The organism is Ensifer sp. ENS06 (assembly GCF_014852205.1).
In the GTDB taxonomy this organism is placed as follows: Bacteria; Pseudomonadota; Alphaproteobacteria; order Rhizobiales; family Rhizobiaceae; genus Ensifer; species Ensifer adhaerens.
The window spans coordinates 88,505-108,666 of sequence record NZ_JACVBC010000015.1 but is presented as its reverse complement, the minus strand read 5'-3'; the positions used below and the strand labels follow the sequence as shown (position 1 = coordinate 108,666).

At 63.9% G+C, this 20,162-nt stretch carries 21 protein-coding genes; 16 read left to right on the top strand and 5 right to left on the bottom strand.

Going from position 1 to position 20,162, the window contains the following annotated elements; genetic code table 11:
- Nucleotides 1-4 precede the first annotated feature (4 nt).
- The 7 genes from odhB to lpdA all read left to right on the top strand — a co-directional run bounded on the left by odhB (nt 5) and on the right by lpdA (nt 5,580).
- Nucleotides 5-1,237 carry a 2-oxoglutarate dehydrogenase complex dihydrolipoyllysine-residue succinyltransferase gene (gene odhB, locus IB279_RS31635; RefSeq protein ID WP_112771755.1) on the top strand — a complete coding sequence of 411 codons (1,233 nt, stop codon included), beginning with the start codon at nt 5-7 and terminating at the stop codon, nt 1,235-1,237.
- A gap of 151 nt (nt 1,238-1,388) precedes the next feature.
- Nucleotides 1,389-1,802: an MAPEG family protein gene (locus tag IB279_RS31630; protein WP_112771756.1), complete on the top strand. Its 414-nt coding sequence runs from the start codon at nt 1,389-1,391 to the stop codon at nt 1,800-1,802.
- 31 nt (nt 1,803-1,833) lie between these two features.
- Entirely contained in the window at nt 1,834-2,259 is a 426-nt protein-coding gene (locus tag IB279_RS31625) for a VOC family protein (RefSeq protein WP_192340504.1), read from the top strand.
- The gene (locus tag IB279_RS31620) at nt 2,256-2,897 is read left to right on the top strand and encodes a LysE family translocator (RefSeq protein ID WP_060521397.1); all 642 of its coding nucleotides are present in this window, start codon (nt 2,256-2,258) and stop codon (nt 2,895-2,897) included. The genes IB279_RS31625 and IB279_RS31620 overlap by 4 nt, the downstream gene beginning before the upstream one ends.
- Nucleotides 2,898-2,899: 2 nt before the next feature.
- Nucleotides 2,900-3,400 (top strand): hypothetical protein, encoded by a 501-nt coding sequence (locus IB279_RS31615; protein ID WP_112771757.1) that lies wholly within the window; start codon nt 2,900-2,902, stop codon nt 3,398-3,400.
- The gene (locus tag IB279_RS31610) at nt 3,397-4,149 is read left to right on the top strand and encodes an SDR family oxidoreductase (RefSeq protein ID WP_034803090.1); all 753 of its coding nucleotides are present in this window, start codon (nt 3,397-3,399) and stop codon (nt 4,147-4,149) included. Before IB279_RS31615 ends, IB279_RS31610 begins: the two co-directional genes overlap by 4 nt.
- Nucleotides 4,150-4,173: 24 nt before the next feature.
- Nucleotides 4,174-5,580 (top strand): dihydrolipoyl dehydrogenase, encoded by a 1,407-nt coding sequence (lpdA, locus tag IB279_RS31605; RefSeq protein ID WP_060586444.1) that lies wholly within the window; start codon nt 4,174-4,176, stop codon nt 5,578-5,580.
- Nucleotides 5,581-5,726: 146 nt separating this feature from the next.
- On the opposite strand, the gene IB279_RS31600 is transcribed toward lpdA, so the two are convergent.
- The gene (locus IB279_RS31600) at nt 5,727-6,221 is read right to left on the bottom strand and encodes an acyl-CoA thioesterase (RefSeq protein WP_060521394.1); all 495 of its coding nucleotides are present in this window, start codon (nt 6,219-6,221) and stop codon (nt 5,727-5,729) included.
- 190 nt (nt 6,222-6,411) lie between these two features.
- On the opposite strand from IB279_RS31600, the gene IB279_RS31595 reads away from it, so the two are divergent.
- Complete coding sequence (locus IB279_RS31595) at nt 6,412-6,888, top strand: DUF2867 domain-containing protein (RefSeq protein ID WP_112771758.1); 477 nt, start codon at nt 6,412-6,414, stop codon at nt 6,886-6,888.
- Here the strand turns inward: IB279_RS31595 and IB279_RS31590 are convergent.
- Nucleotides 6,885-7,481 carry a TetR/AcrR family transcriptional regulator gene (locus IB279_RS31590; protein WP_060521392.1) on the bottom strand — a complete coding sequence of 199 codons (597 nt, stop codon included), beginning with the start codon at nt 7,479-7,481 and terminating at the stop codon, nt 6,885-6,887. The two genes, IB279_RS31595 and IB279_RS31590, sit on opposite strands and share 4 nt — an antisense overlap.
- 124 nt (nt 7,482-7,605) lie before the next feature.
- On the opposite strand from IB279_RS31590, the gene IB279_RS31585 reads away from it, so the two are divergent.
- Nucleotides 7,606-8,844: an MFS transporter gene (locus IB279_RS31585; protein WP_060521391.1), complete on the top strand. Its 1,239-nt coding sequence runs from the start codon at nt 7,606-7,608 to the stop codon at nt 8,842-8,844.
- 44 nt (nt 8,845-8,888) lie between these two features.
- Here the strand turns inward: IB279_RS31585 and IB279_RS31580 are convergent, their stop codons facing one another.
- Nucleotides 8,889-9,974: a TraB/GumN family protein gene (locus IB279_RS31580; protein ID WP_112771759.1), complete on the bottom strand. Its 1,086-nt coding sequence runs from the start codon at nt 9,972-9,974 to the stop codon at nt 8,889-8,891.
- A 99-nt stretch (nt 9,975-10,073) separates the two neighbouring features.
- Entirely contained in the window at nt 10,074-11,009 is a 936-nt protein-coding gene (locus tag IB279_RS31575; protein ID WP_112771760.1) for a tyrosine recombinase XerC, read from the bottom strand.
- Nucleotides 11,010-11,144: 135 nt separating this feature from the next.
- On the opposite strand from IB279_RS31575, the gene IB279_RS31570 reads away from it, so the two are divergent.
- Nucleotides 11,145-12,068 carry a GNAT family N-acetyltransferase gene (locus tag IB279_RS31570; protein WP_034802530.1) on the top strand — a complete coding sequence of 308 codons (924 nt, stop codon included), beginning with the start codon at nt 11,145-11,147 and terminating at the stop codon, nt 12,066-12,068.
- Nucleotides 12,069-12,136: 68 nt separating this feature from the next.
- Nucleotides 12,137-13,270: an AAA family ATPase gene (locus tag IB279_RS31565; protein WP_060611081.1), complete on the top strand. Its 1,134-nt coding sequence runs from the start codon at nt 12,137-12,139 to the stop codon at nt 13,268-13,270.
- Nucleotides 13,271-13,325: 55 nt separating this feature from the next.
- On the opposite strand, the gene fsa is transcribed toward IB279_RS31565, so the two are convergent.
- A complete protein-coding gene (gene fsa / locus IB279_RS31560; protein ID WP_034802519.1) occupies nt 13,326-13,979 on the bottom strand; it encodes a fructose-6-phosphate aldolase in 654 nt (217 codons plus the stop codon).
- A gap of 179 nt (nt 13,980-14,158) precedes the next feature.
- Here fsa and IB279_RS31555 point away from each other — a divergent pair, with 179 nt between their 5' ends.
- The 5 genes from IB279_RS31555 to IB279_RS31535 all read left to right on the top strand — a co-directional run bounded on the left by IB279_RS31555 (nt 14,159) and on the right by IB279_RS31535 (nt 20,161).
- Complete coding sequence (locus IB279_RS31555) at nt 14,159-16,375, top strand: primosomal protein N' (RefSeq protein WP_060586436.1); 2,217 nt, start codon at nt 14,159-14,161, stop codon at nt 16,373-16,375.
- A 138-nt stretch (nt 16,376-16,513) separates the two neighbouring features.
- Nucleotides 16,514-16,900: a hypothetical protein gene (locus IB279_RS31550; protein WP_034802512.1), complete on the top strand. Its 387-nt coding sequence runs from the start codon at nt 16,514-16,516 to the stop codon at nt 16,898-16,900.
- Between the two features lie 256 nt (nt 16,901-17,156).
- The gene (locus IB279_RS31545) at nt 17,157-17,723 is read left to right on the top strand and encodes a F0F1 ATP synthase subunit delta (RefSeq protein ID WP_112771761.1); all 567 of its coding nucleotides are present in this window, start codon (nt 17,157-17,159) and stop codon (nt 17,721-17,723) included.
- Nucleotides 17,723-19,252: a F0F1 ATP synthase subunit alpha gene (gene atpA / locus IB279_RS31540; RefSeq protein WP_034802507.1), complete on the top strand. Its 1,530-nt coding sequence runs from the start codon at nt 17,723-17,725 to the stop codon at nt 19,250-19,252. Before IB279_RS31545 ends, atpA begins: the two co-directional genes overlap by 1 nt.
- Before the next feature lie 27 nt (nt 19,253-19,279).
- The gene (locus IB279_RS31535) at nt 19,280-20,161 is read left to right on the top strand and encodes a F0F1 ATP synthase subunit gamma (protein ID WP_034802504.1); all 882 of its coding nucleotides are present in this window, start codon (nt 19,280-19,282) and stop codon (nt 20,159-20,161) included.
- Nucleotide 20,162: the final 1 nt, after the last annotated feature.

Here is a 20,162-nt window from a genome sequence, read left to right as displayed (position 1 = left end):
AATCATGGCAACAGAAATCCGCGTTCCCACCCTTGGCGAATCCGTCAGCGAAGCGACCGTCGGCACCTGGTTCAAGAAGGTCGGCGACGCCATCAAGGCCGATGAACCCCTGCTCGAACTCGAAACCGACAAGGTGACGATCGAAGTTCCGGCTCCGGCCGCAGGCACGCTCTCTGAAATCGTCGCCCAGGCCGGCGAGACCGTCGGTCTCGGCGCGCTGCTCGGCCAGATCGCTGCAGGTGCCGCTGGCGCCGCAGCGGCCGCTCCGGCTGCTGCCGCCGAAAAGAAGGCCGAGCCGGCTGCTGCCGCCCCGGCCGCTGCTGCAGCACCGGCTGCCTCGTCGATGCCGCCGGCACCGTCGGCTGGCAAGCTGCTTGCCGAAAACAACCTCTCGGCCGATCAGGTCGACGGCTCCGGCAAGCGTGGCCAGGTGCTGAAGGGCGACGTCCTTGCAGCCGTCGCCAAGGGCATCTCGACGCCGGCCGCTTCCGAGCCAGCCAAGATCCAGGCCCGTGCGCCGTCGACGGCTGAAGACGTCGTTCGCGAAGAGCGCGTCAAGATGACCCGCCTGCGCCAGACGATTGCCCGTCGCCTCAAGGATGCGCAGAACACTGCCGCCATGCTCACCACCTACAACGAGGTGGACATGAGCGCCGTCATGTCGCTGCGCAACAAGTACAAGGACATCTTCGAGAAGAAGCACGGCGTGAAGCTCGGCTTCATGGGCTTCTTCACCAAGGCCGTCACCCACGCGCTGAAGGAAATCCCGGCCGTCAACGCCGAGATCGACGGCACCGACATCATCTACAAGAACTACTGCCACATCGGCGTCGCCGTCGGCACGGACAAGGGTCTTGTGGTTCCGATCGTTCGCGATGCCGACCAGATGTCGATCGCCGAGATCGAAAAGGACATCGGTCGCCTCGGCAAGGCTGCCCGTGACGGCGCGCTGTCGATGGCCGACATGCAGGGCGGCACCTTCACCATCTCCAACGGTGGCGTCTACGGTTCGCTGATGTCTTCGCCGATCCTCAACGCGCCTCAGTCGGGCATCCTCGGCATGCACAAGATCCAGGAGCGTCCGGTCGCCATCGGCGGCCAGGTCGTCATCCGCCCGATGATGTACCTCGCGCTCTCCTACGATCACCGCATCGTCGACGGCAAGGAAGCCGTGACCTTCCTCGTGCGCGTCAAGGAAAGCCTGGAAGATCCGGAACGCCTGGTTCTCGATCTCTGATATCCGGAAACAGCGGGGGCGTCCTTCATGCCCCCGCCGTTCGCCGTCCGCGATCACGCGCGGCGAAAACCGTCTCTGCGGCCTGGCCGGAGAGACTGGCCGTCAGGGCCGATGATGTCGATCCGAACCGCTCCTGCGATTGCGAGGGATGATGGAAGCCGCCGCAGCGTCGACTGAAATCTGGGTGCTTGGCTGGAGCGTGGTGTTCCTGATCGTGCACATCCTGGTGCAGGCGCTGTCGCTCGATCTCGCCGGCGATCTCAGTTTCAAATATCTGCTCGGCCCCCGCGACGAACAGCGCGTTTCGAAGAGCATCGTGGCAGGACGTTTGCTGCGGTCGCTTCGCAACATGCTGGAAACCTATCCGGCCTTCGTTGGGCTTGCGCTCGCCCTGGCGGTGACCGGCAAGACCGGCGGTCTCGGCGCCATCGGCGCAGTGACCTGGCTTCTGGCACGGCTGGCTTACACCGTTCTCTACGCGGCCGGCGTTCCCGTGCTGCGCACCCTCGTCTGGTTCGTGTCGATCATTGCGCTGTTGCTGATGGTTGTCCGGCTCATGGCATAGCATCCTGGCGACAAGGCAAGAGGAGACTGGCATGGCATTCGGACCCGACGTTCCGCCGATCCAGGCGCATATCTGCGTCAAGGACGGGCTTGCCGCCATCGCCTTTTACGAGAAGGCGCTCGGTGCGGTGAATACATTCCACGCGATGGCCGGGGACGGCAAACGCGTCATGCACGCCAATCTGGCGATCTACGGCGGCGAGGTGATGCTGCACGACGAATTCCCCGAATTCGGCGGCAGCGTGCTTTCGCCGAACACGATCGGCGGTACCGGCGTTGCGATCAGCATCAACCTGGCGAAGCCTGCCGATGTCGACGCAGCCTACGACAAGGCGGTGGCCGCCGGGGCATCGACAGTTCTGGAGCCGCAGGATACCTTCTGGCACGCACGCTACGCGCGCATCCAGGATCCCTTCGGCCACGTCTGGGCCTTCAACGCACCGGTCGCAAACCCATGAGCCAGTATTTCTTCGAACTCGCATCGCTGATGGCGATCTTCGCCTTCGCCATCGTCTCGCCCGGCGCAGACCTCGCGATGGTCATGCGCCAGTCGATCGTGCATGGCCGCCGTCCGGCGATCATCACGTCCTTCGGCATCGGCACGTCGCTGATGTTCCATGTGACTTACACGATCCTCGGCCTCGGACTGATCATTTCGCAGTCGATCTATCTGTTCAACATCGTCAAATGGTGCGGCGTCGCTTACCTGATCTATATCGGCATCAAGGCGCTTCGCGCCGGCCAGACGGAGATCCAGGTCGACCACACGGAAGGCAGCGGGCCGGTCAAGGGCCAGTCGGCGGCCAAGGCCTTCGGCCTCGGCTTTGCCGCCAACGCGCTCAACCCCAAGCCGGTGTTCTTCTTCCTGTCGATCTTCTCGACGGTCGTTCACGCCCATACGCCGATGATGATCAAGTTCGGCTACGGCCTTGTCATGGCGACCTGCCTGATCGCGTGGTTCGTCGGCGTCAGCCTGTTCATGACGACGCCGCGCATGCGTGCTGCGTTTACCCGCGCCAGCAAGTGGATCGACCGCGCCAGCGGCGTGGTCTTCATCGCGCTCGGCCTCAAGCTCGCGACGGAGAAGGCAGCCTGATCATGTGCTCCGGTCGACTCCTTTCAGCCCTGTTCGGTCTTGCCTTTGCCGCGCCGGCGATTGCCGCCGACTGCAAGCAGTCGCACGCGATCTACGGCGACCGCGACGGAGCCTACGAGCTGCGTTTCGAACCGGTCGGCTCGGCAAGCGCCGCGACCAGCAACCACTTCAAGGTGGCGGTTCTCAAGCCCGGCCTGCTGCTCGATGGCGTCGTCATGCCGGCGGGCGAGCCGGAACGGGCGACCGGGCTGATCATGCACAATTGCCCCGAGGGGGATGCGACCGGCGAGGAACTGCGCGCCTGTACTGTGTGGCAGGGTGTCGTCTACGCGCTCGACAAGGCCGGCGCGATCAGCGAGATCCCGCAAGAGAGCGAGACGGCGGCCGAGCAACTGCTGCTTCCCGACTTCGGTCCGTCGCTTCGCGCTTCGACCGCCTGGGGCAAGGGCAAGGCCGAGGCCGACAGTTGGGATGCCTTCACGTTCAAGGGATGCGCCGCATGAGTGCGAGCCCTGTTCTTCTCGTGACCGGCGGCAGCCGCGGCATCGGTGCTGCAATCTGCCTTGGCGCTGCAAAAGCCGGCTGGCGGGTCGCTGTCAACTATGCGTCGAACCGCGATGCGGCCGATGCGGTTGTCGGCGCGATCGAGCGGGCTGGCGGCACGGCGATCGCAGTTCAGGGCGATGTCGGCTCCGAGGCGGATGTCCAAGCGATCTTTGCTGCCGTCGATTCGGCTTTCGGCCGGCTGGACGGGCTCGTCAACAATGCCGGCATCGTCGGACAGACGGCACGGGTCGACGAGATGTCGCCCGAGCGGCTTGAGCGCATGTTCCGCATCAACGTCACCGGCTCCATCCGCTGTGCAGCGGAAGCCGTCCGGCGCATGTCGACACGATACGGGCACCAGGGCGGTGTCATCGTCAACATCTCCTCGGTTGCCGCCACGCTTGGCTCGCCGGCGCAGTATGTCGATTACGCCGCCTCGAAAGGTGCGATCGACACCTTCACGACAGGGCTTTCGCGCGAGGTCGCGACCGAAGGCATTCGCGTCAACGCGATACGGCCCGGCATCATCGATACCGAGATCCACGCCTCCGGCGGCTTGCCGGACCGGGCGCGTGATCTCGCCTTCACCATACCCGTTCAGCGACCCGGCACGGCCGAGGAAGTCGCTGACGCGGTTCTCTACCTCCTGTCGGATAAGGCGACTTATGTGACGGGGGCAATTCTCAATGTCAGCGGCGGACGGTAACCGTCCTGAAGGAAGGATATTCTAATGGCTTATGATCTCATCGTTATCGGCAGCGGCCCCGGCGGCTATGTCTGCGCGATCAAGGCGGCCCAGCTCGGCCTGAAGGTCGGCGTCGTCGAAAAGCGCGCCACCTACGGCGGCACCTGCCTCAACATCGGCTGCATCCCGTCGAAGGCGTTGCTGCATGCTTCCGAGATGTTCCATCAGGTTGCCCACGGTGTTGACGCGCTCGGCGTCGAAGTCGCGGCACCGAAGCTGAACCTCGAAAAGATGATGGCCCACAAGGACGCGACCGTTAAGGCCAATGTCGACGGCGTCTCGTTCCTGTTCAAGAAGAACAAGATCGACGGCATCCAGGGCACCGGCAAGGTGCTCGGCCAGGGCAAGGTCTCCGTCACCAACGACAAGGGCGAGGAACAGATCCTCGAAACCAAGAACATCGTGATCGCCACCGGCTCCGACGTCGCTGGCATCCCGGGCGTCAAGGTCGATATCGACGAGAAGGTGATCATCTCGTCGACGGGCGGCATCGCGCTCGAGAAGGTTCCGGCCAACATGATCGTCGTCGGTGGCGGCGTCATCGGCCTCGAACTCGGCTCGGTCTGGGCCCGCCTCGGCGCCAAGGTCACCGTTGTCGAGTATCTCGACACGCTTCTCGGCGGCATGGATGGCGAGGTTGCCAAGCAGTTCCAGCGCATGCTCGCCAAGCAGGGCATGGACTTCAAGCTCGGCGCCAAGGTGACCGGCGTCGTCAAGGACGGCAAGGGCGCCAAGGTGACGTTCGAGCCGGTCAAGGGCGGTGACGCCCAGACGCTCGATGCCGATGTCGTGCTGATCGCCACCGGCCGCAAGCCCTACACCGACGGTCTTGGCCTTGCGGAAGCGGGCGTCGTCATGGACCAGCGCGGCCGCGTCGAGATCGACAATCACTTCCAGACGAGCGTCGCCGGCGTCTACGCGATCGGCGACGTCGTGCGCGGCCCGATGCTCGCCCACAAGGCGGAAGACGAAGGTGTGGCGGTTGCCGAGATCCTCGCTGGCCAGGCCGGTCACGTGAACTATGACGTCATCCCTGGTGTCGTCTATACCCAGCCGGAAGTCGCCTCCGTCGGCAAGACCGAGGAAGAGCTGAAGGCGGCTGGTGTCGCCTACAAGGTCGGCAAGTTCCCATTCACGGCCAACGGCCGTGCGCGCGCAATGCTCGCCACCGACGGCTTCGTGAAGATCCTTGCTGACAAGGAAACCGACAAGGTGCTCGGCGGCCATATCGTTGGCTTCGGCGCCGGCGAGATGATCCACGAGATCGCGGTTCTGATGGAATTCGGCGGTTCGTCGGAAGACCTCGGCCGCACCTGCCACGCGCACCCGACCATGTCGGAAGCGGTCAAGGAAGCGGCACTTTCGACCTTCTTCAAGCCGATCCACATGTAAGGATCATGCAGGGGGCTGCGATCACGCGGCCCCCTGTTTCCGGCCGCGTTTCTGCGTGCCGGCTGGCCCTTGTGGCCATTGCTCACCTTATCGGCGTCAGCGCCCGCATTGCCGCTATCGGCGTTTCCGGTCGCCAAGCGACCGTATCATTCTTCTGAAGCAGACCTGAGGGCGTGGAAACGCTCCTCGAACTCGCGCCTCAGGCTGCGCCGTGCCTCGGCAGCGCGCTGCCGGCGCTTGCGGTCGGCCGTGTCGGTGACAAGGGTCGGAACCGGGGTCGGGCTGCCGTCGGCATCGACCGCGACCATGGTGAAATAGCAGGAATTGGTGTGGCGGCGCTCGCCGCTCCTGATGTTCTCGGCCTCGACCCGGATGCCGATTTCCATCGAGGTGCGGCCGGAATTGTTGACGGCTGCACGGAAGGTGACGAGCTCGCCGACATGGATCGGCTGGCGGAAGGTGACCTGGTCGACCGAGAGCGTCACGGCATATTGCTGCGAATAGCGCGAGGCACAGGAAAACGCCACGCGGTCGAGGAGGTTGAGGAGCGCGCCACCATGGACCTTGCCGCTGAAATTCGCCATATCCGGCGTCATCAGCACGACCATTTCGAGTTCGCGTGTGTCGTAGCTGGTTTCCATTGTCCATCTCCAGATTTTGCAGCATCCCGCCTGAGTTATGCAGCTTGCCGGAGCGAAGGGAAGGGGGAGGATCTGGAAGAGGGGATGTGACGATTGGCCCGAGGGCTGCGACAAGCGGTCTTCTGTCCAGGCACGGGGGAGGGCGCGATCATGTCTGCAAGGACAGACGACGCGCGCGTCAGGAGGAAAGATGAAACCGAGAGCCGTGGCCATATCGTTGCCGAGCCGGCATCTACCGGATGCCGATTGGGCCGACCGCTTCGAGCTTGCCCTTGATGGCAAAGGCGTGACCGCGGCGGAAGCCGCCGAACGTTCGCTTGGCCGGTCGCCGCGATGGGTCCGCGTGTTGCTGCGCCTGCGCAACCGCATCGTCTCGATCATCGGCCTGAAGTCGGCGGCGCCGTCCAGCCGTCTGGGACTGATCGGGGCGTTTCCTGTCGTTTCGAAGAGTGATGACGAAGTGGTGCTCGGCTTCGATGACAAGCATCTCGATTTCCGCATCGTCGTCGACGTCCGGGCGGGGTCGGCGGTCAATCAGATCGTCGGCGTCACCACGCTTGTGCGCAGGCACAACACGCTCGGGCGGGTTTACCTCATGGCCGTCACGCCGTTTCACAAGGCTATCGTGCCGACACTTCTGGCGCGGGTGGCAGGTCCCGGCGGTTAAGTCCGCGGTTCAATTTTCAGTCCGGACAAAAGCAGGTCGAGATTGTCGCGTGCGCTGGTGAGGCGCATGGCCGGATCTTCCGCCTCGGCAATCCAGAGCGCCGCATCGGAGAGCGCGCCATTGATCAGCCGCGCCAATGTCTCGGCATTTCCCGGACGTACGACGCCCGCGGCGATCATCGCCGAAAGCCTGGTGGCAAGCGACGCGAGGCATTGGCGCCGGCTCGGTTCCAGCACGCTTGCTCCGAGTACCGCCGGCGCATCCTTCAACACGATCTGTCGGATTTCCGGTTCGAGCGCCATTTCCAGATAGAGCCTGCAGCGGCGCACGAAACCGTCCCACGGCTCCGGGGTCGCGGAGGCTGCGTCGAGCCGTGCGTCCATCTCGCCGTCCAGAGTCTCCACGACCGCACGCAGCAGGCCCTTCTTGTCGCCGAAATGATGATAGAGCGCCCCACGCGTGAGCCCGGCCAAGGCGGTGAAATCGTCCATCGAAGTCTCCGCATATCCGCGTTGCCTGAACGCTTCCCGGGCGGCGGCGATCAGCTTTGCCTTCGTTTCCGCGATCATGTCGCTGCGCGCACGCCTTGTCATTTGCAGCTCCTCCTTTTGCATACGGTTCGTATGTTAATTGACATGCGAAGCGTATGTCAATATCACTACCATACGCGGCGTATGTTAATGACGCGACGCTCAGACATGTATCGCAGGAGTTTTCATGGCCAATCCCTATGCACAGATCTTTGCTGCCAAAGGCACGGTCGGCTTCACCTTGGCGGGATTGGTGTCACGGTTGCCGTTGTCGATGATGGGCATCGGCATCATCACCATGCTGGCCCAGTCCCGCGGCAGCTACGGTTTGGCTGGCGGTGTGGCCGCCGCCTTCACGCTGGCCTCGGCACTGCTGGCGCCGCAGGTTTCCCGGCTCGTCGATCGCTTCGGCCAGAGCCGCGTCCTGCCGGTCGCCGCGGCACTCAGCCTTCTCGGCAGCTCGACTCTCCTCGTCTTGACCCATTGGCGGGCGCCGGACTGGACGCTCTTCATCTTTGCCATTCTTGCCGGGTGCACGCCCAGCATGTCGGCGATGACCCGGGCGCGGTGGACCGAGCTCTATCGCGGCCGTCCGGAGCTGAAGACCGCCTTTTCGCTCGAATCGGTCTTCGACGAGATCTGCTTCATCGTCGGGCCGCCGATCGCCGTGGGCTTAAGCGTCGGCCTGTTTCCCGAGGCCGGACCGCTGGCGGCTGCGGCATGCCTGGCCATCGGCGTCACCGCCTTCGTGCTGCAGAAAGGCACCGAGCCACCGGTCAAGCCGGCCGAGACGATGGCGCCCGGTTCGGTCCTTCGTTACCCGGCGCTGCGCGTGCTGATTGTCGCGCTCGCCGGCATGGGCATCATTGTCGGCACGATCGACGTGGTCAGCGTCGCCTTTGCCGAGGCCGAAGGGCGACCAGCGGCGGCGAGCCTCGTGCTCTCCCTCTATGCCCTCGGTTCCTGCATCGCCGGTCTGGCGTTCGGTGCGGTCCGGATCGGCCTGTCTTTGGCGAAGCTGTTCCTGATCGGCGCGGGCATGACCGCCGCCAGCACATTGCCGCTGCTCTTTGCCGACGGGATCGGCAGCCTTGCGACGATGATGTTCATTTCGGGCCTGTTCTTTGCGCCGACGATGATCGTCGCCTTGAGCATCGGCGAAACCGCCGTGCCGCCGTCGAAGTTGACGGAAGGGCTGACCTGGTTGACCACCGGTCTCGGCATCGGTGTTGCGGCGGGTGCGGCGGTGTCAGGCGGCGTGGTCGCGCGCTTCGGCGTTCAGGCCGGCTTCACCATTGCGCTCGCCGCCGGGGCCTTGATCCTTGCCGCAGCGTTCTGGGGCTATCGCCGTCTGTCGTGGATCGAGAGTGACGCTGCCACTGCAAGCGCGTCCGAGGTCGTTTCCCGTGCCGGTGCGCAAGGTTGAGAAGGGAGCGTCGTGCCGGCGGGCGCTCGCTGACGGCCGGCCCTTCAGTTGGCGCGCGTGACCGTAAAACCCTGAGCGCGCAGCAATTCGACCAGACCTTCCTTGCCCGGCAGGTGCAGTGCGCCGACCGCCATGAAGGCGCCGCCGTCCTTGAGGATCGGTTCGGCGCGCGTCGCCATGGTTTTGTTGCGGTCGACGATGATGCGCTGCTCGAAATCGGCATAGCCGAAATCCTCGGCGCTCTTGTCCGACACGGCTCTCATCATCGGCATGATCATGCCGGTGTCGCCTGCGAGATAGAGATCGGTCATCGTCGCGAAGACGTCGTCGATGGTCTTGCCGAGCGCGAGCGTCTCGATGAGGGCGCGCAGATGCAGTTCGGTCGGCAGCGAGTCCATGGCGGCGAGCTGCTCGACCAGCGTTTCCAGCCCCTTCAGCGTCTTGCCCTGACTGACGGCATCCTCGGCGATCTTCTTGTCGAGGAAGGAGGCGCCTGCAGCCTTGCGGCTCATTTCGCAGGCGGGCAGCGCGACGAAGCTCGCGATCATCCAGGGCTTCATGCGGGAAACCAGGGTCAGCGGAATGCCGCGTGCCTTAAGGCCTGTTTCGAGCTGTTCGCGGTCGTCGGGCTTCAGGAAGTCGGCGATCGTCTTGTTGTCCGGAAGCATGGTGAGATCGGGCCGCATCAGGATCGCGGCGGCCGACTTCTTCTCATCGATGATCTCGTCCGATTCAACGATGACGGTCGAGGCTGCCTCAAAGGCGGCGGGCGCCTCAGTCGGCAGGGCCAGCACGCGCGGATCGGTGACATGCATCGTGCCAAGCAGCCAGGACGGCGCGACACCGTCCTTCTCGATCTTCCAGAAGATGCCCTTGCTGTTCGGGATGGCGGCAGCTTCCGCTTCGAGTGCGGCCAGTTTCGTCGGGTCGGATTTTGCAAGCGCGGTCAGAACATTCGCGCCGCCACATTCGACCTCCGTGGCATCAGCCTCAGCGACGAAGACGAGAGTGACGAGGAGGCAGGCGGCGAGCATGACATGCAGCAGGGCGACCAGCCAAAGTGCGCCATCGGCGAGCCGCGCAAGCAGGTGCCGCGGCAGGTTTTGCTGAGGTCTCGCAAAGGCGGTCATCGTTCTTCCCTGACAGTCGCATGGTCGATAGTCGACCCTAGGCCCGGGCCGGTCACGGCTTCCTTAACGGGCATGGTTAATCCGCCCTTTCGCCGAAAATCAGGCGCGCGGGTGGGCGCGGTCGTAGATTTCCAGAAGCCGAGCCGAATCGACGCCGGTATAGACCTGGGTGGTCGACAGGCTGGCATGGCCGAGCAGTTCCTGAATGGTCCTGAGATCGCCGCCGCCGGCCAGCAGATGGGTGGCGAAGGAGTGGCGCAGCGCATGCGGCGTTGCCGTCTCGGGCAGGCCGAGCGCCCCGCGCAGCTTCTGCATTTCGCGCTGGATGATCGCCGGCTGCAGCTTGGCGCCGCGCGCACCCAGGAACAGCGGCGCATCGGCCGCGATCGGATAGGGGCAGAGCTTCAAGTAGGTGGCGACGGCCTCGCGCGCCGCTTCGATCAGCGGCACGATGCGGGTCTTGTTGCCCTTGCCGACGATGCGCAGCGACGAGGGCGCGCCGGCAAATGCTGACGGCGTGAGGCCGAGCGCCTCGGAAATGCGCAGGCCGCAGCCGTAGAGCAGGGTCAGCACCGCTGCGTTGCGCGCCGCGATCCAGGGTTCCTCGGCAAGTTGCGCCTCGGACGTCACGACATTCAGCGCTTCGCGATCGGTGAGCGGCTTCGGCAGGGATTTGGGCTGTTTGGGCGAACGCACCGCAGCCGCACCGGCCGCGTTGGCAAGGCCGTTGCGTTCGAGATAGCGCAGGAAGGAGCGAAGCCCGGCCAGCCCGCGGCCGAGCGTGCGGGCGCCGGCGCCGCCCTTGCGACGCTGGGCGAGGAAGCCGCGAAGGTCAGCCGGCCTCAGCGTGCGGATATCGGAAAGCCGTGGCGGCCCGGCGAGATGGCCGGTGAGAAATGTCAGGAATTGCCGGGTGTCACGCTCATAGGCCTCGACGGTATTGTCGGAGAGGCGGCGCTCCCGCATGAGGCCGTCCAGCCAGCGCTGACGCTCGGCAAGTAGCTCGGGATGGCCGATGACGAGGAACTCGTTCATTGTCGTTTTCCTGAGTTTGTCGGTCCGCGACAATGCCCTGACGCATCTTAGGTTTTTGCTAATGCACCCTTGGAATCTGTCATCCTTCGATCATATAGAATTGCGATGGTCAGCCGCAAACAAACGGATCGGACTATGGCGGGACGGGATTCGGTGAACGGATTCGCGCATTTTGCAGAAGTAATCACCCTGGTCTCCCAGGGGCAGCCTGGCCACATCGTCGACACGCTGATCGCGGAGCGTGGCCAGCGGATCGTCAAGAGCCCGCTATGGCCGCTGATGCGGCCTTTTCTCTACACGTTGCTGAACTATCGCAAGGCGCACGAGTTCGCCGATGCCGTCGCCAACATGCCGGGATTCCAGGCCTTCGAGCACCTGAGCTCGCTGCTTTCGCTGGAGGTGCGGGTCGACCGGGCCGAGCGCATTCCCGCCAAGGGCGGCTTCCTGCTCGTCAGCAACCACCCGACCGGCATTGCCGATGGGATCGCCGTTTTCGACCTCTTGAAGAGCCGGCGGCCGGACATGATGTTCTTCGCCAATCGAGACGCCATCCGCGTCAATCCGCGTTTCGTCGAAATGGTCATCCCGGTCGAATGGCGCGAGGAACACAAGAGCAAGCTGAAGGCGCGTGAGACGCTGCAGGTGACCAACCGGGCGATCGGCGAGGGTAAGGCGACGGTGCTCTTCCCCTCGGGACGCATCGCCTACTGGGCCGAAGGATGTCTCAACGAGCGGCCATGGAAGACATCGGCCGTGGGCTTTGCGCGCAAATACGGCCTGCCGATCCTGCCGGTGCATATGAGCGCCCGCAATTCCGGCCTGTTCTACTGGTTCGCCAAATGGTCGACCGAGCTGCGCGACATGACCGTGTTCCACGAACTGCTGAACAAGAAGGGCGATCTTTTCGACTTTCGCATCGGCAACCTCATCCCGCCGGAGGCGCTGGAAGGTGAAACGGGCGAGGTGACGAAGGCGCTCGAACGACACACGGTCTTCGATCTGGCGCTGGATGCCGACGCGGCCTTCAAGCCCCGGCTGCAAACGGCGGCCGCGCTCTAGCGACTGTCGTGGCTTACGGAAACGCTGGCAGGCTTCACCCCGCGCGGCGGATCGGCTAGGTCTGAGCCATGCAGCTTCAATCCATGTTTGCCGAAAACTACCGTTCGCTGAGGTCGATCCGCATGGATCTGACCGGGGTCAACCTGTTCATCGGCGAAAACGGCGTCGGCAAGTCCAATCTCTACCGGGCGCTTCAACTCGTGCAAGCCGCCACGCGGGGCACTTTGGCGCGCGAGATTGCCGAAGAGGGCGGAATGTCGTCGGCGCTCTGGAGCGGCCGCCGGCGTGCCGACAAGCCGGCGCGCATAAGGCTCGAAACCGAGCTTCTGGACGAGGAGCGGGCCATCACCTTCCGCTACCGCATCGAGGCCGGGCTGCGTCCGCCGAAGGCTGCGGCCGGGTTCGCCTATGAGCCACAGGTCAAGGAAGAGGAACTGACGGTCGAAACCGGCCGCCGCCCGGTGACGATGATGAAACGCGTGGGCCCCGGCATCTTCGTGCGCGGCGAACGCGGGCGGATGGAGGATTATCCGGAGCAGGCGCTGACGTCCGAAACGGCGATCTCGCTGCTCGGCGATGCCGGCCATTATCCGGAGGTCGGCACCTTCCGCCGTGCGGTCGAGCAGTGGCGCTTCTTTCACGGCTTCCGCACCGACCGCGATTCGCCGTTGCGGCTGCCCTGCCTTGCGGTGACCGCGCCGATGCTCGACGAGACCGGCGTCAATATGGCGGCCGTCTTTGCAACGCTGCGCCACACGCGCGAGGACACGGTCGACCTCGACCGGGCCATCGCCGACGCGTTCGGCGGCGCTTACCTCGATGTTCCCGAACCCGGCCAGTTCGCCGAGTTTTCGCTGGTCTTTCCGGATTTTCCCAGCCGGCCGTTTTCGCCGCGCGAGCTTTCCGACGGGCAGATGCGTTTTCTGGCGCTGGCGGCCGCACTGCTTTCCTATCGCCGGCCGCGCTTCATCGCGCTCAACGAGCCGGAGACGAGCCTGCACCCGGACATGCTGCCGGCGCTTGCCGACATGATCGCCAGCGCGTCGCGCGAAAGCCAGATCTGGATCGTCACCCATTCGGAGCGGCTGGCGCAGGAAGTGCGTCAACGCTCGGGCATTCGTCCGCGGCGAGTGATCCGCAAGGACAGCGCCACCTGGATCGACGGCATGCGGCTGACAGGGCTGATGGACGATGACGAGTAGGCAACAAAAAAGCCCGGCGCGGTGGCCGGGCTCTTTCTGAACTTTCCTGAAAGTATCAGGCGATCTTCTGGCCGGTCTTGGCCCAGTCGGCCAGGAAGGTTTCGAGGCCCTTGTCGGTCAGCGGGTGCTTGACCAGCGCCTTCAGCGTTGCCGGCGGTGCGGTGACGACGTCCGCGCCGATGAGGGCGGCTTCCTTGACGTGGTTCACGGTGCGGATCGAAGCTGCAAGGATTTCGGTCTCGTAGCCGTAGTTGTCGTAGATGTGGCGGATCTCGCGGATCAGGTCCATGCCGTCAAACGCGATGTCGTCGAGGCGGCCGACGAAAGGCGAGACGAAGGTCGCGCCGGCCTTGGCGGCGAGCAGGGCCTGGTTGGCAGAGAAGCACAGCGTCACGTTGGTCTGGTGACCGTCAGACGTCAGCGCCTTGCAGGCCTTGAGGCCGTCGAGCGTCAGCGGCAGCTTGATGCAGATGTTGTCGGCGATCTTCGAGAGAACGGCGGCTTCCTTCATCATCTCGGCGTATTCGGTTGCGGTCACTTCAGCCGAAACCGGGCCTTCGACGATGCCGCAGATTTCCTTGGTGACTTCCGTGATGTCACGGCCCGACTTCAGGATCAGCGACGGGTTGGTGGTGACGCCATCGAGGAGGCCGAGATCGTTCAGCTCACGGATTTCCTTGACGTCGGCGGTATCAACGAAAAATTTCATGGGGTCACTCCCTTGGGGCACGATTGCCGTTCGGCGCATATCTACCGGGGAGGAATTCCGTTGGCAGAGATCGCGCGCGTTGAAACTCTGGTGGAACCGTGACAAACCCTGCGGCCTGCAAGGCTGCGGTTCGCAGCGCAGTTTTCTTTAACCGAAACACGTGGCAAGGTCACGGCAAAATGACTCGCGATTCAACCGATTTATTCGGCGATTTGCTCGGGCCCGTTTCGGCCCGTCGCGTCGTGCCGGTCCTGGTGCCCATGCCGGCGCCGAAAGCCTATTCCTATGCGGTTCCCGACGGCATGGCGGTCGAAGCGGGCTCGATCGTGCAGGTGCCTCTGGGCCCCCGTCTCGTCGTCGGCGTGGTCTGGGATGGCGATGATGACGGGAGCGTCGATGCCAAGAAACTCAAGACGATCGAGAAGGCTTTCGACTGCCCGCCGTTGACGCGCGACATGCGGACCTTTCTCGATTGGGTGGCCGCCTATACCGTCACGCCGCCGGGGCTGGTGGCACGTATGGCGCTCCGCGCACCGGCGGCGTTCGATCCCGAACCGATGGTGGAGGCACTGCGTCTCACCGAGATGCGGCCGGAGCGCATGACGGCTGCGCGCGAGCGCGTAATCGCTGCCGCCAGTGACGGTTTTTCCTGGACTCGCTCGGGGCTGGCGCATGCCGCCGGCACGTCGTCGAGTGTGATCGAAGGGCTAACCCAGCAAGGCGTCTTCGAGACCGTCTTCATGGCGCCGCCGCCTGTCGTCGCCTTGCCAGATCCCGATTTCACCGCGCCCCGGCTCGAAGGCCCGCAGAAGGATGCGGCCGCCGATCTGCTGGCAGCGGTAGAGGAGGGCGGCTTCTCGGTGTCGCTGATCGACGGCATCACCGGGTCCGGCAAGACCGAGGTCTATTTCGAGGCGATCGCTGCGACCCTTCGCGCCGGCAAGCAGGTGCTGATCCTGCTTCCCGAAATCGCGCTGACGTCGAGCTTCCTCGAGCGCTTTCAGGATCGTTTTGGCGCCAAGCCCGCCGAGTGGCATTCGGACTTGGCTCCCCGCACCCGCGAAAAGGTCTGGCGTCAGGTGACGACAGGCACCGTCCGCGTCGTGGCCGGCGCCCGCTCGGCGCTGTTCCTGCCCTTCGAGGAACTGGGCCTCATCATCGTCGACGAAGAGCACGACCCTGCCTACAAGCAGGAAGATCGCGTCTTCTACAATGCGCGCGACATGGCGGTCGTTCGTGGTCGCATCACCGGCTTTCCCGTAGTGCTCGTCTCGGCGACGCCGTCGCTCGAAAGCCGGGTCAATGGCGATGTCGGCCGTTACAAGCCGATCCACCTGCCGACCCGTTTCGGCGATGCGGCGCTGCCGCGGCTCGGCGTCGTCGACATGCGTCAGCATCCGCCGGCACGCGGCGGCTTTCTGTCGCCGGTGCTCTTGAACCAGGTCGGCAAGGCGGTCGAGCGTGGCGAACAGGCGTTGCTCTTCCTCAATCGTCGCGGCTACGCACCGCTGACGCTCTGCCGCGTCTGCGGCCATCGCTTCCAGTGCCCGGATTGTTCGAGCTGGCTTGTCGAGCATCGCTTCCGCGGGCAGATCCAGTGCCACCAGTGCGGCTATTCCGAGCGCACGCCGGAAGCCTGCCCGGAATGCGGCACGCTCGATCATCTGGTGGCCTGCGGGCCGGGGGTCGAGCGCATCGCCGAAGAGGTGGAGCGGCATTTCCCCGAGGCGCGCACCATCGTGCTTTCTTCCGACCTGATGGGCGTCAAACGGTTGAGGCTGGAGCTTGAAGCCATCACGCGTGGCGAAGCCGATATCGTCATCGGCACGCAACTCGTCGCCAAGGGACATAACTTCCCCCTGATGACACTGGTCGGCATTGTCGATGCGGATCTGGGTCTTGCGAACGGCGATCCGCGTGCGGCGGAGCGGACCTTCCAGCTGCTCTCGCAGGTGACGGGTCGTGCGGGCCGAACGGGTCTCAAAAGCCTCGGCTTGCTGCAGACCTATCAGCCGCAGCATCCGGTGATGCAGGCGATCGTTTCCGGCGATGCCGACGCTTTCTACGACCGCGAGATCGCCGAGCGCGAGAAAGCGCTGCTGCCGCCTTTTGGCCGGCTTGCCTCGCTGATCGTTTCGGCCGACACGCGCCAGGATGCCGAGGGCCACGCGCGCGGCTTGCGGATGGCCGCCCCCCGCACCGAGGGTATCAGTATTCTCGGTCCGGCCGAGGCGCCGCTGGCGCTGGTGCGTGGGCGGCATCGCTTCCGGCTGCTGGTGCATGGCCGGCGCAACAGCGACATGCAGGCCTTCGTCAAGGCGATGATCGCCGCCGGTCCCAAGGAGCGCGGCTCGATCAGCGTCCAGCTCGACATCGATCCGCAGAGCTTCCTGTAGTTCAAGTTTCCTGTGATCGCCGCATTCTGAAGCCCGTGGGCGATTCACAACCGGGGCGACATGCGCTAGAGGTCAGGGACGCATTGCTCCGGCCGACGACGGGGCAGCATGACAACGGGCTCATCTGCGGGAACGGGCATGGAGTTTTATATTCCGACGGAAACCGGCGAGTTCCTCGCCTTCTGCGCGGCAGCGGTCGCAGCGTTGATCGGCGTCGTCATGCTGTTTGCTCCGCGGCTGACTTTTCGCGCAGCCGGCATCGGTATTGCCGAGGGGCGGCGCGGCGGCCTTGCCGAGGCGCGCTCTACCATGGGCGGCATGCATGTGGGGCTCGGTCTTGCCGCCATTCTGCTCGCCCAGCCGATGGTTTATCTCGCTGTCGGCGCGGCCTTTGCGCTCGCCGCCTTCGGCCGAATCCTCTCGATGATGAGCGACAACGGCAGCACGCTCTACAACTGGGCGGCGCTCATCGTTCAGGCGGCACTCGCCATCCTTCCGCTCGCCTATGTCTTCGGCATGATCTGATTGCGATTGCGGGCTTCCCGCGATTCACAGCGCAGGACCGAATTTACGGCAAAATTCGGCCAAAGGTGGCCGACTTATGCCGCATTCCTGCCCTTCGCGTGTTGCGAGTCCAAACATCCTATGCTAGACGAACCGCGAATTGCGGGGGAAGTGGGTCGCCAGGCCTCGATATCCTGCAAATTATTGCAGCAAATTCAAGATCTTAAGTTGACGGCCCACCGCCAGCGCAGTTCTTGGATGAAATTGAGAGAAGCTTGTGCCCGTGGCAGACACATCCCAGCTTATTTCCGGTGTTGCAGAAAGATATGCGTCCTCGCTTTTTGAACTCGCGCTCAGCGCCGGTTCGGTCGAGGCAGTCGGTGCGGATCTTATCCGCGTCCAGGCCCTGATCGACGGCAGCGACGATCTGAAGCGGCTGATCGCCAGCCCGGTCTTTTCTGCAGACGACCAGTTCAAGGCCATTTCGGCAGTTGCCGCGAAGGCTGGCATCTCCGGGCTCGTCGGTAACTTCCTCAAGGTCGTTGCCCGCAATCGCCGCCTCTTCGCGCTGCCGGGCATGATCAAGGCGTTCCGCCTGATCGCCGCGCGCCATCGTGGCGAAATTTCCGCCGACGTCACGTCGGCCCATGCGCTCTCCGCGGCGCAGGAAACTGAATTGAAGGCGACGCTGAAGAGCGTCACCGGCAAAGACGTGGCGGTCAACGTCACCGTCGACCCGTCTATTCTTGGAGGTCTGATCGTCAAGGTCGGGTCCCGCCAGATTGACACTTCCCTTCGCACCAAACTCTCTACCCTTAAGCTTGCACTGAAAGAGGTCGGCTGATGGATATCCGCGCCGCGGAAATTTCCGCAATTCTCAAAGATCAGATCAAAAATTTCGGCCAGGAAGCAGAAGTCTCCGAAGTCGGTCAGGTGCTTTCCGTCGGTGACGGTATTGCCCGCGTCTACGGCCTCGACAATGTCCAGGCAGGCGAAATGGTCGAATTCCCGGGTGGAATTCGCGGCATGGCGCTGAACCTCGAAGCCGACAACGTCGGTGTCGTTATCTTCGGTTCGGACCGCGACATCAAGGAAGGCGACACCGTCAAGCGGACTGGCGCCATCGTGGACGTTCCGGTTGGTCCGGAACTGCTCGGCCGCGTCGTCGACGCGCTCGGCAACCCGATCGACGGCAAGGGCCCGATCAACGCCAAGCAGCGCTCGCGCGTTGACGTCAAGGCTCCGGGCATCATTCCGCGCAAGTCGGTGCATGAGCCGATGTCGACCGGCCTCAAGGCCATCGACGCCCTCATCCCGGTTGGCCGTGGCCAGCGCGAGCTCGTCATCGGCGACCGTCAGACCGGCAAGACCGCGATCATCCTCGACACGATCCTCAACCAGAAGGCCATTCACGACAATGGTCCGGAAGGTGACAAGCTGTATTGCGTCTACGTCGCAATCGGCCAGAAGCGTTCGACCGTTGCCCAGTTCGTGAAGGTTCTGGAAGAGCGTGGCGCTCTGCAGTACTCGATCATCGTTGCTGCGACCGCTTCCGACCCGGCTCCGATGCAGTACCTCGCACCGTTCGCCGGTTGCGCGATGGGCGAATACTTCCGTGACAACGGCAAGCATGCCCTGATCGGCTACGACGACCTGTCGAAGCAGGCTGTTTCCTACCGCCAGATGTCGCTCCTGCTGCGCCGCCCGCCGGGCCGCGAAGCTTACCCGGGCGACGTTTTCTACCTGCACTCCCGTCTGCTCGAGCGCGCTGCAAAGCTGAACGACGACATGGGCGCTGGCTCGCTGACGGCTCTGCCGGTCATCGAAACGCAGGGTAACGACGTTTCGGCGTTCATCCCGACCAACGTGATCTCGATCACCGACGGCCAGATCTTCCTCGAAACCGACCTGTTCTATCAGGGCATCCGTCCGGCCGTTAACGTCGGTCTGTCGGTTTCGCGCGTCGGCTCGGCCGCGCAGATCAAGGCGATGAAGCAGGTTGCCGGCTCGATCAAGGGCGAACTCGCCCAGTATCGCGAAATGGCCGCCTTTGCGCAGTTCGGCTCGGACCTCGACGCCGCTACGCAGCGCCTGCTGAACCGCGGTGCCCGCCTGACCGAACTCCTGAAGCAGCCGCAGTTCTCGCCGCTGAAGACGGAAGAACAGGTCGCTGTCATCTTCGCAGGCGTCAACGGTTACCTCGACAAGCTGCCGGTCAACCAGGTCGGCAAGTTCGAGCAGGGCCTGCTTTCGTACATGCGTTCGGAAGGCAAGGACATCCTGGAAACCATCCGCAAGGACAAGGCGATCTCCGACGACGTCAAGGGCAAGCTGAAGGCTGCAATCGACAGCTTCGCCAAGTCTTTCGCCTGAGCGGATTTCATTTAGGACGGATAACGGATGCCTTCACTTAAGGATCTGAAGAACCGGATCGCCTCCGTCAAGGCGACGCAGAAGATCACCAAGGCGATGAAAATGGTCGCCGCGGCGAAGCTTCGGCGCGCGCAGGAGGCGGCCGAGGCCGCCCGGCCTTACTCGCAGCGTATGGCTGCCGTTCTCGCCAACATCGCCCAGGCGGTTGGCGCGGACGACAGCGCGCCTGCGCTGATGACCGGAACCGGCAAGGACGATACGCACCTTCTGGTCGTCTGCACGGCTGAACGCGGCCTTTGCGGCGGCTTCAACTCGCAGATCGCCCGTCATGCCCGCGACCACGTTCGCAAGCTGCTTGCAGCCGGCAAGACGGTCAAGATCATCTGCGTCGGCAAGAAGGGCTTCGATATTCTGCGCCGCGAATACGCGTCGCTGATCATCGATCGTGTCGACCTGCGTGAGGTCAAGAAGATCGGCTTTGAAAACGCCGACCAGATTGGCCACAAGATCATCGCGCTCTTCGAAAAGGGCGAGTTCGATGTCTGCACGCTGTTCTATTCTGAGTTCAAGTCCGTTATCGCCCAGATTCCGACGGCTCAGCAGCTGATCCCCGCTTCGGCCGGCCCGGTCGCAGCGGAAGCATCGGATGCTTCGGCCGTCTACGAATATGAGCCGGACGCGGGCGCGATCCTCAGCGATCTTATTCCGCGCAACATTTCGGTGCAGATCTTCCGGGCCTTGCTCGAGAACGTCGCCGGCGAAATGGGCGCCAAGATGAGCGCGATGGATAACGCGACGCGCAATGCTGGTGAGATGATCAACAAGCTGACGCTGAACTACAACCGTCAGCGCCAGGCTCAGATCACCAAGGAACTCATTGAAATCATCTCGGGCGCGGAAGCGCTCTAAG